Source organism: Goodfellowiella coeruleoviolacea, assembly GCF_024171785.1.
Lineage (GTDB): Bacteria > Actinomycetota > Actinomycetes > Mycobacteriales > Pseudonocardiaceae > Goodfellowiella > Goodfellowiella coeruleoviolacea.
Window position 1 is genome coordinate 90997 of the sequence record NZ_JAMTCK010000012.1, and the last position, 13926, is coordinate 104922.

The window sequence follows — 13926 nt, forward strand, 5'->3', positions numbered from 1 at the left end:
GCCCCGGTGGCCCGGCCCCCGCTAGCCCCACGTCACCGACATGCCGGCGGAGCCGGGACCCACGTCGGTGAAGTAGGTGCTGGCCACCGCGCCCACCCCGCAGACCACCTCGGCGGTCTCGGCCGGGGCCGCCTCCGGCCGGCGGCGGACCTGCCGGACGCAGCGCACCGGCATGGCCTCCCGGTGGAAGCCCATCTGCAGCAGGTAGCTGCCGCAGCGGGCGCGGAACGCCCGGTGGTGGCCCAGGGTCTGGCCGCCGCTGCCGTCCACCACCGTGAAGCAGAACACGTGCGTCTCCCCGGCGGAGAGCCGGCGGTCGAACAGCAGCTCGACGAGCATGCCCCGGGACAGCGGCTGGCGGCGCAGCCGGCCCAGCCGGCAGCCCTCGGCCGTGCGCACGGTGACCCGCTCGATCTGGCAGCCCTGGTCGCCCTGGTGCAGTGCCAGGTACCGGTCCGGCCCGTGGCGCAGCGCCCGGACCACCACCCTGGTGGTCACCAGCCGTTGCTCCCGACGCGCGCCCACCAGCACGGCGTCGTGCACGGCGAGCACGTTCAGGTCCAGGTTGTACCGGCTGTGCTGGGCCATCTGCGAGACCTGGGCCGGGTCGACCGCGGACACCACCGGTGTCACCGCCTCGGCCACACTCGGCCGGTGCCGCTCCACCACCCGGCGCGTGCCCACCAGCACCAGCAGCGAGTTGGGCGGCAGGTTCAGCACGGTCTCCAGCGCCCGCACGGTCGGCACCGCCCTGGGCACTTCGGGATGCCGCAGCCCCCGCTGCCAGTAGCTGAGCGTGGACTGGCCTACCTGCACGCCCAGCCGGCCGAGGTGCGCGCGCACCTGGGCCAGGGACAGGCCGCGATGCGCGATCGCCACCCGCAGTGCCCGGTGGAACGGCCCCTGCCGAAGGAACTCCGCGAGCTGCGCGGGCAGCTCACCGGGGTGCTCGGCCGTCTGTTCCGCCGGCTGGTCGTGCCCGGAATCCCCGGTCACGGAGCCACCACCTTCCCCCCGCGGCCCCGCCGACCTGGGTGGAACGTGGCGGAGGTTCGGAGACCGCCGAGACAGGGCCGCATTTGTGTGCGTCCACGGTAGTCACTCGATACGGTGACCGGAAGATCCCCGTTGACGTGCGCAGACGTCCGTTTGCGCTGGACGGGGCCTACTTTTGCCGCCGCCGCGAGTCCGTAGGGTTTGTCGTTATGGGCAGGCTGGTAGTGATCGAGGGAGTGGACGGCGCTGGCAAGCGCACCCTGGCACAGGGGCTCACCGACGTGGTGACCGAGCGCGGCGGAACCGTCGCGCGGCTGGCGTTTCCCCGCTACGACGACGACGTGCACGCGCAGCTCGTGCGGGACGCGCTGCACGGGCGCCTCGGCGGGCTGGGTGAGTCGGTGTACGGGATGGGTGTGCTGTACGCGCTGGACCGCAGGGCCGCGGCTGACGAGGTCCGGGACCTGCTGCGCCACCACGACCTGGTGCTGCTCGACCGCTACACCGCCTCCAACGCCGCCTACGGCGCGGCAAGGCTGCGGCAGGACGCCGACGGGGAGTTCGTCCGGTGGGTGTGGGAGCTGGAGGTGGACCGGTTCGGTCTGCCCGTGCCCGACGCGCACCTGCTGCTGCGGGTCCCGGCCGAGGTCGCCGCCGAACGCGCGGCCCGCCGGGAACGCGAGGAGGCCGACCGCGCCCGGGACAACTACGAGACCGACGCGGGCCTGCAACGGCGCTGCGCCGCGGTGTACGAGGGTTTGGCCGAGCGGAACTGGCTGGCCCCGTGGCGAGTGCTGGACGGAACGTCCACTGTGGACCACCGAGCCGTGGTCGACGCGCTGGAGCAGGCAGTCGCGGGGTAGGGACTTGCCAGAGATGAACGCGCACAGCCGGCCGCCGGCCGGCGTCAGCAGAACCGCCGTGATGATCGCCAGAGCCAGGGCCGACGAACAGGCCCGACCCGACCGGTTGTTCGCCGACCCGCTGGCCGGGGTGCTCGCCGACGCCGCCGGCGACGTCAGCGACCTCGACTTCGTGCGGGAGCTGGCCGACACCCACTTCGTGTTACGCACCCGCTACTTCGACGACTTCTGCCTGGCCGCCGGCGCGGCCAGGTGCACCCAGGTGGTGGTGCTGGCCGCCGGCCTGGACACCAGGGCCTACCGGCTGCCGTGGCCGCGCCCGACCCGCCTGTTCGAGGTGGACCTGCCCGCGCTGGTCTCGTTCAAGGACCGCGTCCTGGCCGGCGAGCGGGTCCGCCCGGCCTGCGAGCGCGTCACCGTGCCGGCCGACCTGCGCGGCGACTGGCCGGCCGCGCTGCTGGCCGCCGGCTTCGACCGCACCAGGCCGACGGCCTGGCTGCTGGAGGGGGTGATGATGTTCCTGTCCGACGCTGACAACGACCGGTTGCTCGCGCGGATCTCCAGTCTGTCCGCCCCCGGCAGCCGCATCGCCATCGAGCACTTCAACCAGGAGTTCCGCCGGTTACCGCAGATGAACCAGGTGCACGAGCGGTTCCGCTCGCTCGACGCGCTGGCCAACTCCTGGCTGGCCGACCCGGTGCGCTGGCTGGCTCGCAACGGCTGGTACGCGACCGTGGCCGCGCCCACCCGGCTGGCCGGGGAACACGGTCGGCCGGTGCCCGGCATCACCGACCCGGAGCTGGTCGGTCCGGCCAGGATCTGGCTGGCCAGCGCGGTGCGTCCGCGGCTGGCGATCACACTGCCGCAGAAGCGCCGGCTCCCAGCGATACGCTCAGTAACAAAACTGGTTCATCGCACGTATTAGTTCTCGACGATGTCGTGCCAGTGCCGGGAAATGTGACGGGGGGCGCACCGCGGATGGAGCCACAGCACCGCGTGGTCACGGAGCGAACGCATCCGGAGACCGCGAGCAACGAGCGCCGGGTGGTGCACGAACGGGCTATGAACAGTGCGAGTATGTTCAGCATGAAGGCGCGCGTGCTGGTGGTGGACGACGACCCGGCTCTGGCCGAGATGCTGACCATTGTCCTGCGAGGCGAGGGGTTCGACACGGCGGTGGTCGCCGACGGGGCTCGCGCGCTACCCGCGTTGCGCGACCTCAAGCCCGACCTGGTGCTGCTGGACCTGATGCTGCCCGGGATGAACGGCATCGACGTGTGCAAGGCGATCCGCACCGAGTCCGGGGTGCCGATCGTCATGCTCACCGCCAAGAGCGACACCGTGGACATCGTGCTGGGCCTGGAGTCCGGCGCCGACGACTACGTGGTCAAGCCGTTCAAGCCCAAGGAACTGGTGGCGCGCATCAGGGCCAGGCTGCGGCGCACCGAGGCCGAGCCGGCCGAGACGCTGACCATCGGCGACCTGACCATCGACGTGCCCGGCCACGAGGTGCTGCGCGACGGCAAGGCCATCCAGCTCACCCCGCTGGAGTTCGACCTGCTGGTCGCGCTGGCGCGCAAGCCGCGCCAGGTGTTCACCAGGGAGGTCCTGCTCGAACAGGTCTGGGGCTACCGGCACGCCGCGGACACCCGGCTGGTGAACGTGCACGTGCAGCGGCTGCGGTCCAAGGTCGAGCAGGACCCGGAGCACCCCGAGGTCGTGCTGACCGTCCGCGGTGTCGGCTACAAGGCCGGCCCGCCGTGACCCGGTGGCTGTGCCGGTTCCGTGCCGGTGCCGTGACCTCGACCCAGCAGGATCAGGAGGCATGAGACAGCGTCAGCGGTGGGACCACGCCGTGGCCCGCAGGGTCTACCGCGTTTTCGTGGAGGCGCGCCGTCGGTGGGCCGCCTTCGGTGAACTGTGGCGGCGCTCGCTGCAGCTGCGCGTGGTGGTCAGCACCCTGGCGCTGTCCTCGGCCGTGGTGTTCGTGCTGGGCATGGTGCTGCAGACGGAGATCGTCGGCCGCCTGCTGCAGACCAAGACCTCGGCCGCGCTCAGCCAGATCGAGTCGGCCTCGTTCGTGGTGCAGCGGGAGCTGCTCGGCATCAACCCGGGGCTGGACAACACGCGGGGCCGGTTCGCCACCGCGCTGAACAGGCTCACCAGCTCGAACCCGGACGACGGGCCGGCCAGTTCCGCGGCCGGCGCCTACGAGCCGGTGCTGGCCGACGGCGGCGGCAAGACCGAGGGCGGCCTGGTGACCTCGGCCGGTCCGTTCCAGGACGTGCCGGCCGAGCTGCGCACCATGGTGGAGAACGGCACCGCCGGCACCCAGATCACCACGGTGAACCGCGAGGGCACGCCCACCACGTTCCTGGTGGCCGGCATCCCGGTCAGCAGCACCGCGCGGGCCATGCAGCTGTACATGCTGTTCCCGCTGGCCAGCGAGCAGCGCACGGTCAGCGTGGTGCAGAGCACCCTGGTGGTCAGCGGAGTGGTGCTCCTGCTGCTGCTCGCCGGCATCGCCAACCTGGTCACCCGGCAGGTGGTCCGACCGGTGCGGCAGGCCGCGGAGGTGGCCGAGCGGTTCGCCGACGGCAAGCTGGACCGCCGCATGCCGGTGGTCGGTGAGGACGACGTGGCCCGGTTGGCCGAGTCGTTCAACGAGATGGCCGAGAGCATCCAGGAGCAGATCCGCCAGCTGGAGGAGTTCGGCCAGTTGCAGCGGCGGTTCACCTCGGACGTGTCCCACGAGCTGCGCACCCCGTTAACCACCGTGCGGATGGCGGCGGACGTGCTGCACGCCTCGCGCGAGCAGTTCCCGGCCGGCCTGGCCCGCTCCACCGAGCTGCTGGTCGACGAGCTGGACCGGTTCGAGGCGCTGCTCGGCGACCTGTTGGAGATCAGCCGGCTGGACGCGGGCGTGGAGGAGTTGGCCGCCGAGCCGGTGGACATGCGGCTGGTGGTGCGGCACGCCAAGGACGCGGTGCGCGCCATCGCCGGTGGCACCGGCACGGACGTGCGGCTGGTGCTGCCCGACCAGGAGGTCACCGCCGAGGTGGACGCCAGGCGGGTGGAGCGCATCCTGCGCAACCTGCTGGCCAACGCGATCGACCACGGTGAGGGCCTGCCCGTGGAGGTGACCCTGGCCGGCGACGACGAGGCCGTGGCCGTGACCGTGCGCGACTACGGCGTCGGCCTGCGCCCCGGCGAGGCCGAGCTGGTGTTCAACCGCTTCTGGCGGGCCGACCCGTCGCGCAACCGGCGCACCGGCGGCACCGGCCTCGGCCTGTCCATCAGCCTGGAGGACGCCCGGCTGCACGGCGGCTGGCTGGAGGCGTGGGGCGAGCCGGGCCAGGGCGCCTGCTTCCGGCTGACCGTGCCCCGCACGCAGGGCCGGGAGCTGACCACCAGCCCGCTGCCGCTGCCGCCCATCCCGGCGGCGCTGGTCGGCGCCGCACCGGCCGCGGACGCGGCGGGCACCGAGGGCGCGGCACCGGCCGGCCAGGCGGGCCCGCACGAGCAGCCGGCCGTGGCCGCCGGCGACGAGAACCGGGCCGTGTGGCACTCGGCCGAGCAGCGGCAGGACGACAAACCCGTCTGGGAGGAGGCCAGGTGAGCCGGGTCAGGCAGCGGCGCGGCAGTGGCTCGGCGGCCCGCTGTCGCAGGGTGCTCGCGCTGGTGGGGGTGGTGCTGGGGCTGGCGGGCTGCGCCTCGATCCCCGAGCACACCCCGCCCCAGCCGGTGGCCAAGGACGGCCCGAAAACGCCCACCTCGGTGGCGGCGGCCGAGCCAGACAAGAACCTCGACCCGTTGAACCTGGTGCGCAACTTCGTACAGGCCGCGGCCAACCCGGCGGACGACTTCGCCGAGGCCAAGCCGTACCTGACCAAGCAGGCCCGGGCTGACTGGGACACCAACAGCTCGGTGACGATCCTGGACAACACGTTCCGCACCGTCTACTCGACCGGCCCGGACGAGCCGGTCGACGGCGGCCGGACCCGCACCGTGCTGTTACAGGGCAAGAACGTGGGCCGGCTCGACTCGGACTACGCGTTCGTGCCGCAGTTCGGGGACGTCGAGGTGCCCATCACGGTGGAGCGGCAGGACGACGACCAGTGGCGCATCGTCAAGCCGCCGGCCGGTGTCTACCTCACGCTGACCGGCTTCAGCACCGGGTACAAGCCGGTCCGCCTGTACTTCTTCGACCCGGAGCGCAGCGTGCTCGTGCCCGACCTGCGCTACGTGATCGGTTCGCCAGCGCCCGGCGTGCCCGGCCGGGTCATCGACCTGCTGCTGGACGGCCCCGCCGACGGCCTGCACAGTGCCCTGGCCAGCGCGCTTGGACCGAACACCACGACGAACACGCAGGTCACCGAGTCGACCGACGGGGCGCTGGTGGTCGACCTGAAACAGACCGGCGACCTGACCCCGCAGACCAGGGATCAGATCGTGGCGCAGATCGTGCGGTCCCTGGAGAACGTCACGAGCAGCCGGATCAGGGTGGAGGTCGACCGGGAGGCCCTGTTCCCGGAGCACCCGGACTGGCGGGCCAGCGACCTGAAGTCCTACGAGCCGTCGGCCGCGGTCGACGTGGAGCAGCACGGCCTGGTGGTGGCCAACGGCCAGGTCCGTTCGCTCAAGGACGGCGCGCAGGTCAACGGCCCGGCCGGGAGCGGGCAGTACGCGGTGCGCGGCGCCACCCAGTCGCCGGACGGCTCGCTGCTGGCGGTGGTGGCGGGCACCGAGCGCGGCCCTCGGCTGCGGGTCGGCAAGATGGACCAGCCGCTGGCCGAGGTCAACCTGACCGCCACCACCGACATCACCAGGCCGACCTGGCGCCCGGTCAACTCCTCCAACAACCCGAGCAACGAGCTGTGGGCGGTCGCCGACGGCAACAACGTGGTCCAGGTGGTCAACAACGCCAACGACGGCAGTTGGGTGGCCAAGCCGATCAACGCCAGCGAACTCACCCAGTACGGGCTGATCAGCGACCTGCGGCTGTCCAGGGACGGCACGCGGGTGGCGGCGGTGGTCGGCGGCAAGCTCGTGGTCGGCGCGGTGCAGCGCAACCAGGACTCGTCAGTGACCATCCGGCAGGCCAAGAAGCTGCAGAGCGACGCGCTGTCCAGCGTGCTCAGCGTGGACTGGCTGTCCCAGGAGACCGTGGTGGTGGGCACGGCATCGTCGTCGGTGCCGGTGGCCAGGGTGTCCGTGGACGGGTTCCAGATGGAGCGGTACAACACCTCGAACCTGACGGTGCCGGTCCGTTCGATCACGGCGGCCAGCGGGCACTCGGTGATCGCCGTGGACGGCCGCGGCCTGTGGACGGCCACCGAGATCGGCGAGGTGTGGCGCCAGAACCCGGTCAACCCCGGCCCGAACTCGGTGGTCAGCTACCCCGGCTAGCGGATCACCCGGCGTAGTCAGGTGAGAGCCTGCACCAACGCGGACATCCCGACCGAACCCACCGCACCCCCGGTACTCACCGCGCCCCCGGCCCGCCACCCGACGCACACCCGCACCCGCTGCACACCGCACCCGCTGCACACCGAGCCCGCTGCACACCCCCGCCCACCCAGGGGGCCGAGCCCTGCTCCAGCCTATCGGCCCCGCCCAGGCGAAAACAGCGCCGCTGAGTGGGCTGTGGACAACTGCGAGCGCCTGTGGACAACCCTGACTCCAATCGGGTTGTTTTCGGGTACGGAACCGCCTTCCCAGAACGTGGGCACGCATTTCCGGGCAAAACTGTCGGTGCCGCCCGCCATTGTGTCCGCATGACCCGTTTTCTCGCCTACCTGCTCGGTCTGCTGGACCTGTCAGTGCCACAGCACTGCGCCGGGTGCGCCGCCGCCGGCCACGCCTGCTGCGGCCGGTGCCGCGCCGAGTTCGGTGGTCCGCTGCCGGTGCGGCGCGCGGCCATGGCCACCGGGCCACCGGCCTACGCCCTCGCCGAATACCGGGGCGCGCCGCGCCACCTGGTGCTGGCCTACAAGGAGCGCGGCCGGCACGAGTTGGCGCCCGTGCTCGGCGCGATGCTGGCCGGGGTCCTGCCCTGGCTGCCCGGTGCCCGGCCCGCCGGCGACGGCACCTGGCACGTGGTGCCCGCGCCGTCACGTCCGGCCGCGATCCGGCGACGCGGCGGGGAACACATGGCACGGCTGGCCCGGTGCTGCGCGGCTGACCTGGCCCGGCAGGGCCTGCCGGCCGCGGTCGCCCCGGCGTTGCGCCTGGCCGCGGGCGTGCGTGACTCGGTTGGCCTGACAGCTCACCAGCGGGCCGTCAACCTGGCCGGGCGGGTGCGCCCTCGGCGTGCCGGACTGCCCGCGCCCGGTACACCCGTGGTGCTGATCGACGACGTGGTCACCACCGGAGCCACGGCCGCGGCCTGCACCAGGGCGCTGGCCGACGCCGGCCTGGTGGTCACCGCCGTGCTCGCGCTCACCAGAGCCGGTGCCTGACCACCCGGCGGCGGAGCGGCGGTGACGGACATGGGCGCGGCCGATGCGGGCGAGCGGGTGACGGTTGCCACCTTATTGGGTGGTTTATGTGTGAGGAGTATGAGTTAATCGGGCTTCCATAGACCAATGATGCGGTGTCAAGCGCCAATCAGGGGTTTGGCTTTCACGCTTCTAGTTAATTGCTCGCTCCTGAAGAGGTGAGGACGCTGATTGCGCGTCCACAGCTGGAAGGAGCGTTCGACGCATGCTCTCGCGGCTGCTGGACGCGCGTCGGGGATTGTCTGTCGCGGACATGGGAGTGCACGTGAGTCACTGGCTGTCGTCTCTGCTGGTGCGATCCGAAAAACTGGTGGGCTTCGGCCCGGCCATCGCGCTCGCGGTGCTGGGCGCGCTGCTGTTCGCCTCGGCCCACGTGCCTGTCTCGGTCGACCAGCCAGCGGGCGGTCCTGATCATCCGGTGGTGGAGGTGAGCGAGGCCGCGGCCGGCTGGTCGGCGCTGCCGGAGTCCGCGGTGCCGGGGTCCGCGGCACCGGAGCCGGACACGGCTCGCTCCGGTGTGCCCACCACCAGTGCGACCACCCTGTGGCCCTGAGCCCCTGAGCAACGCCAACAGGCCGCCGCGCTGACGGGCCGTGCTGACGGGCCGTGCACCAGGTCGGCCGGGGCGGTGCGGGTGCCCGGTGCGGGCCGTGAATCGTCTGACAGGGGACGTTCTGGGCGCGGACACTGCCCGCTGAGCCGTTCAGGGGGCGGCTGTGGGCAGGTCCGCTACCACTCATACGGGTGAAATTGTTGGTCAGCGCGCGGCCGGGAACCTCGGCCGGGGTTGATCCGTTGGCCGGGTATGAGACAGCTCGACTGGTCCGTTCGGCTTAGCCCACCGGGCTGCCGGGCGCGCTGGTCGTCGGCCAGGTCAGGACGTCCAGCCGTGTCCTGCCGGCCGGTCCGGTCCAGCCGCGTTCGCGGGGTTGTGTCACGCCCCGTCACGGATGGCGGCGCTGTGAATTCCCCTGGCCCGGGGGGTGTTGCCGGGACGAATCCCGGGCTAACGTGCACCGCTATCAGCGAACCCGGTCGCGGGAGGAGGCGATTAGCCCATGATCCTGGCGCCGGAGGTCCGCTGACTCCGTGACCGTCCGCAACCCAGAGCGACGGTCCCCTTGACAGCGGACATCCACCAACCCCGGCGCCACAGCGATCCCAGTCATTGCTCGCAGCACGCGAGGGAGGTCGTGTATGGACATCGTGGTGAAGGGCCGCAACGTTGTGGTGCCCGATCATTACCGGGTCCACGTCAAGGACAAGCTGGCCCGGTTGGAGCGCTACGACCGCAAGGTCATCCGCTTCGACGTGGAACTGTTCCATGAGCGCAACCGCCGGCAGCACAAGAACTGCCAGCGCGTGGAGATCACCGGCATGGGAAGAGGACCGGTGGTCCGTGCCGAGGCATGTGCCGGTGACTTCTACGCGGCGCTGGACTGCGCGGTGAGCAAGCTCGAAAACCGACTCCGCCGGATGCACGACCGGCGGCGGGTGCACCACGGCCGGCGGGCGACCCCGTCGATGGCGGCGGTGACCGCGAACGGCGCGCTTGCCGAGGCCACGTCCGGCGGGAGAACCGGAGGACGTCAGGCGACCGCGGTGATCGAGGCTCCCCAACAGGACACTGGCGAGCCCCTCGCCGAGTCGGCCGACGTCGAGGGCGTGCCCGAGGTCCCCAGCCAGCGGTGGGAGGAGCTGGCCGACGAGGGACTGCCCGGGCGGGTCGTCCGGGAGAAGGAGCACTCCGCCGAGCCGATGAGCGTTGACCAGGCTCTCTACCAGATGGAGCTGGTCGGACACGACTTCTACCTGTTCCTCGACGCCGACTCGGGACGCCCGAGCGTTGTCTACCGCCGGAAGGGGTTCGACTACGGGGTGATCCGGCTTCGCTGATCACCGGTCGGGCTGACCGCCGGCGCGGTCAGTGACCACGGCAGCGGCTCCCGCGGGCGCGGGGGCCGCTGCCGCGTTCCGAGGTCACCGCACCGGGATCACCGGTTCGTGTGACTGTTCTCGCCTTCGAACGTGTGTTTGACTCATTGCGTGAACGGTGTCACCACTGGCTGCTCCAGCCCAGGTCAGCGCGCCCTCGGTGGGCTTGGGCCGCCATTACCCCACGTCCTGCCCGTCTCCCGGCCCTGATCCGCGGGGTGGTCGGGGAGTAGCTGGCAACGCCGTTCGGGCGAGGTGGTGTGAGCCCGAACGCGGACACGTCCGGGGCATGCCAGGATGCTGGTCCGCCTTTTCGCATGCGTCTGTGCATCGCAGGCTCAAACTTGCCTACGATGGGAACCGGCGTGTTCAAAACGACGTTGTCGGATCAGCGGGCAATGACGTATTGGACGCCCAGTTAGGCACCCACCCAGGGTGCGCGGCAATCAGCTTGTGAGGTCGACCGGATGGTGCTGTCCCGACTGCTCCGTGCTGGCGAGGGCAAGATGCTCAAGCGTCTGCGCAATATCGCGGCGCACATCAACAGCCTGGAAGACGACCTCCTCGAACTATCCGACAGCGAGCTGCGCGCCAAGACCGACGAGTTCCGCAAGCGGTACCAGGACGGGGAGACGCTCGACGAGCTGCTGCCCGAGGCCTTCGCCGTGGCGCGGGAAGGGGCCAAGCGCACGCTCGGGCAGCGCCACTTCGACGTGCAGCTGATGGGTGGGGCCGCACTGCACCTCGGGCAGATCGCGGAGATGAAGACCGGTGAGGGCAAGACCCTGACCTGTGTGCTGCCCTCCTACCTCAACGCCATCTCCGGCAAGGGCGTCCACGTCGTCACCACCAACGACTACCTGGCCAAGCGCGACGCCGAGTGGATGGGCCGGGTGCACCGCTTCCTCGGCATGGAGGTCGGGGTGATCCTCGCCGAGATGACCCCGGACCAGCGCCGGCAGGCGTACCGGGCGGACATCACCTACGGCACCAACAACGAGTTCGGCTTCGACTACCTGCGCGACAACATGGCGTGGAGCCTGGACGACTGCGTCCAGCGGGGCCACTACTTCGCCGTGGTCGACGAGGTCGACTCCATCCTCATCGACGAGGCCAGGACCCCGCTGATCATCTCCGGCCCGGCCGACCAGTCCTCCCGGTGGTACCAGGAGTTCGCCCGCCTGGCCCCGATCATGAAGCGGGACGTCCACTACGAGGTCGACGAGCGCAAGCGCACCGTGGGCGTCACCGAGGCCGGCGTCAGCCTGGTCGAGGACCAGCTCGGCATCGACAACCTGTACGAGGCCGCCAACACCCCGCTGGTCGGATACCTGAACAACGCCCTCAAGGCCAAGGAGCTGTTCCACAAGGACAAGGACTACATCGTCCGCAACGGTGAAGTCATGATCGTGGACGAGTTCACCGGCCGCGTGCTGGCCGGCCGCCGCTACAACGAGGGCATGCACCAGGCCATCGAGGCCAAGGAGCGGGTGGAGATCAAGGCCGAGAACCAGACCCTGGCCACGATCACGCTGCAGAACTACTTCCGCCTCTACGAGAAGCTCGGCGGCATGACCGGTACCGCTGAGACCGAGGCGGCCGAGTTCCACCAGACCTACAAGCTCGGCGTGGTGCCCATCCCGACCAACCGGGCGATGATCCGCAAGGACCAGCCCGACCTGGTCTACAAGACCGAGACGGCCAAGTTCGAGGCGGTCGCCGAGGACATCGCCGAGCGGCACGCCAAGGGCCAGCCGGTGCTGGTCGGCACCACCAGCGTGGAGCGCTCCGAGTACCTGTCCAAGCTGCTGACCGCCAAGGGCATCCCGCACCAGGTGCTCAACGCCAAGCACCACGCGCGTGAGGCGCTGATCGTGGCCAACGCCGGGCGCAAGGGCGCGGTCACGGTGGCCACCAACATGGCCGGTCGCGGCACCGACATCGTGCTCGGCGGCAACCCCGACGTCATCGTCGACCACGAGCTGCGGGAGCGCGGCCTCGACCCGGTGGAGACCCCGGAGGAGTACGAGGCCGCCTGGGCGGAGCTGATCGAGGAGATGACCGCCCAGTTCAAGGCCGACGCCGAAGAGGTCCGCGAGGCCGGCGGCCTGTACGTGCTGGGCACCGAGCGGCACGAGTCCCGCCGGATCGACAACCAGCTGCGTGGTCGGTCCGGTCGACAGGGCGACCCGGGCGAGTCGCGGTTCTACCTGTCGCTGGGCGACGAACTCATGCGGCGGTTCAACGCGAGCATGGTCGAGGCGGTGATGAACCGCCTGCGCGTGCCCGACGACGTGCCGATCGAGCACAAGATGGTCACCAGGGCCATCCGGAGCGCCCAGACCCAGGTCGAGCAGCAGAACTTCGAGATCCGCAAGAACGTCCTCAAGTACGACGAGGTCATGAACCGGCAGCGCAAGGTGATCTACGCCGAGCGCCTCCGGGTGCTCCAGGGCGAGGACCTGAGCGAGCAGATCGAGCACATGATCACCGACGTGGTCACCGAGTACGTGAACGGGGCCACCGCCGACGGCTACGCCGAGGACTGGGACCTGGAGCAGCTGTGGACGGCGCTCAAGACGCTGTACCCGGTGTCGCTGCGCTGGCAGGACCTGCTGGACCGGGATGAGGACCTGACCAGGGAGGCGCTGACCGCCGAGTTGGTCGAGGACGCGCTCGCGGCGTACCGGCGGCGCGAGGCCGAGATCGACGAGCGGGTCGGCGAGGGCGCCATGCGCGAGCTGGAGCGCCGGGTGCTGCTCTCGGTGCTCGACCGCAAGTGGCGCGAGCACCTCTACGAGATGGACTACCTCAAGGAGGGCATCGGCCTGCGGGCCATGGCCCAGCGCGACCCCCTCATCGAGTACCAGCGCGAGGGGTTCGACATGTTCAACGCCATGCTGGACGCCCTCAAGGAGGAGTCGGTCGGGTTCCTGTTCAACCTGCAGGTCCAGGCCGCCGAGCCAGAGCCACCCGCCGAGGAGGCCGAGGTGCCGGTCTCGGTGACCCACGCGCCGCCCACGCCGGCCACCGGCGGGTCGGCCGCACCGGTCCGGGGCCAGCAGCCGCCCGCGGCTCGGCAGGGGGCAGCGGCCGCTGGCGCGCCAGCTGGCCCAGCCACCCAGCAGCCGGCGGGCGCGGGCCGGGACGGCCGGGCCAGCCGCACCGCCAGGACACCCCGGCCGATGCGGCCGATGCCGGCCGCCGACCAGAACGCCGACGAGCCGCCGCAGGCTCCCCCCGGCCCGGCCCTGGCCCAGCTGTCGTCCAACAACCCGATCCCACCCGCCCTGCGGGGCAAGGGGCTGGACGTGCCGGGCAAGCAGCGGCTGTCCTACAGCGGTCCGGCCGAGGGCGGCGGGGTTGAGGCGCACGGCGACGCCGCTGACGAGGGCGGGGCAGGCGGTGCCACCCGTCGCGAGCGCAGGGCCGCGGCCCGCGCCCAGTCCAAGACCGGCAAGAGGCGCCCCAAGCACTGACGCATCACCCCGGCGCACGGCCGCCGGGTCGACCACGCGAGGCCACCACTCGGGCAGGCGAGAACCGCAGCTCCGGGTGGTGGCCTTGGTGCGTCCGGCGACGGCTGCGACAGATCGCGAGGACCCGTCGCCGCCGAGGTGGACGGCTGGGGC

9 protein-coding genes and 2 pseudogenes are annotated in these 13926 nt (G+C 71.2%); 10 read left to right on the forward strand and 1 reads right to left on the reverse strand.

Features of this window, described 5'->3' with window-relative positions; translation table 11 throughout:
• Positions 1–21 precede the first annotated feature (21 nt).
• On the reverse strand, positions 22–996 hold the full coding sequence (locus LX83_RS24505) for a hypothetical protein (protein WP_253775354.1): 975 nt from the start codon (positions 994–996) through the stop codon (positions 22–24).
• Between the two features lie 209 nt (positions 997–1205).
• Here LX83_RS24505 and LX83_RS24510 point away from each other — a divergent pair, with 209 nt between their 5' ends.
• The 10 genes and pseudogenes from LX83_RS24510 to LX83_RS38785 form a co-directional block, all read left to right on the forward strand.
• Positions 1206–1859, forward strand: coding sequence for a dTMP kinase (locus LX83_RS24510; protein WP_253775356.1), 654 nt, complete (start codon positions 1206–1208; stop codon positions 1857–1859).
• Positions 1860–1872: 13 nt separating this feature from the next.
• Positions 1873–2784 carry an SAM-dependent methyltransferase gene (locus tag LX83_RS24515; protein ID WP_253775358.1) on the forward strand — a complete coding sequence of 304 codons (912 nt, stop codon included), beginning with the start codon at positions 1873–1875 and terminating at the stop codon, positions 2782–2784.
• Between the two features lie 161 nt (positions 2785–2945).
• Entirely contained in the window at positions 2946–3623 is a 678-nt protein-coding gene (mtrA, locus tag LX83_RS24520) for an MtrAB system response regulator MtrA (protein ID WP_253775766.1), read from the forward strand.
• Positions 3624–3684: 61 nt separating this feature from the next.
• Positions 3685–5478 carry an MtrAB system histidine kinase MtrB gene (gene mtrB, locus LX83_RS24525; RefSeq protein WP_253775360.1) on the forward strand — a complete coding sequence of 598 codons (1794 nt, stop codon included), beginning with the start codon at positions 3685–3687 and terminating at the stop codon, positions 5476–5478.
• The gene (locus tag LX83_RS24530) at positions 5475–7268 is read left to right on the forward strand and encodes an LpqB family beta-propeller domain-containing protein (protein ID WP_253775362.1); all 1794 of its coding nucleotides are present in this window, start codon (positions 5475–5477) and stop codon (positions 7266–7268) included. The genes mtrB and LX83_RS24530 overlap by 4 nt, the downstream gene beginning before the upstream one ends.
• A gap of 368 nt (positions 7269–7636) precedes the next feature.
• A complete protein-coding gene (locus LX83_RS24535) occupies positions 7637–8320 on the forward strand; it encodes a ComF family protein (RefSeq protein WP_253775364.1) in 684 nt (227 codons plus the stop codon).
• 331 nt (positions 8321–8651) lie between these two features.
• Positions 8652–8912, forward strand: coding sequence for a hypothetical protein (locus tag LX83_RS24540; RefSeq protein WP_253775366.1), 261 nt, complete (start codon positions 8652–8654; stop codon positions 8910–8912).
• Positions 8913–9556: 644 nt separating this feature from the next.
• Complete coding sequence (gene hpf, locus LX83_RS24545) at positions 9557–10255, forward strand: ribosome hibernation-promoting factor, HPF/YfiA family (RefSeq protein ID WP_253775368.1); 699 nt, start codon at positions 9557–9559, stop codon at positions 10253–10255.
• Between the two features lie 506 nt (positions 10256–10761).
• Positions 10762–13324 (forward strand): annotated as a pseudogene (gene secA / locus LX83_RS24550) (preprotein translocase subunit SecA); the annotation flags it as partial.
• A gap of 209 nt (positions 13325–13533) precedes the next feature.
• Positions 13534–13773, forward strand: a pseudogene (locus LX83_RS38785) (hypothetical protein); the annotation flags it as partial.
• Positions 13774–13926: the final 153 nt, after the last annotated feature.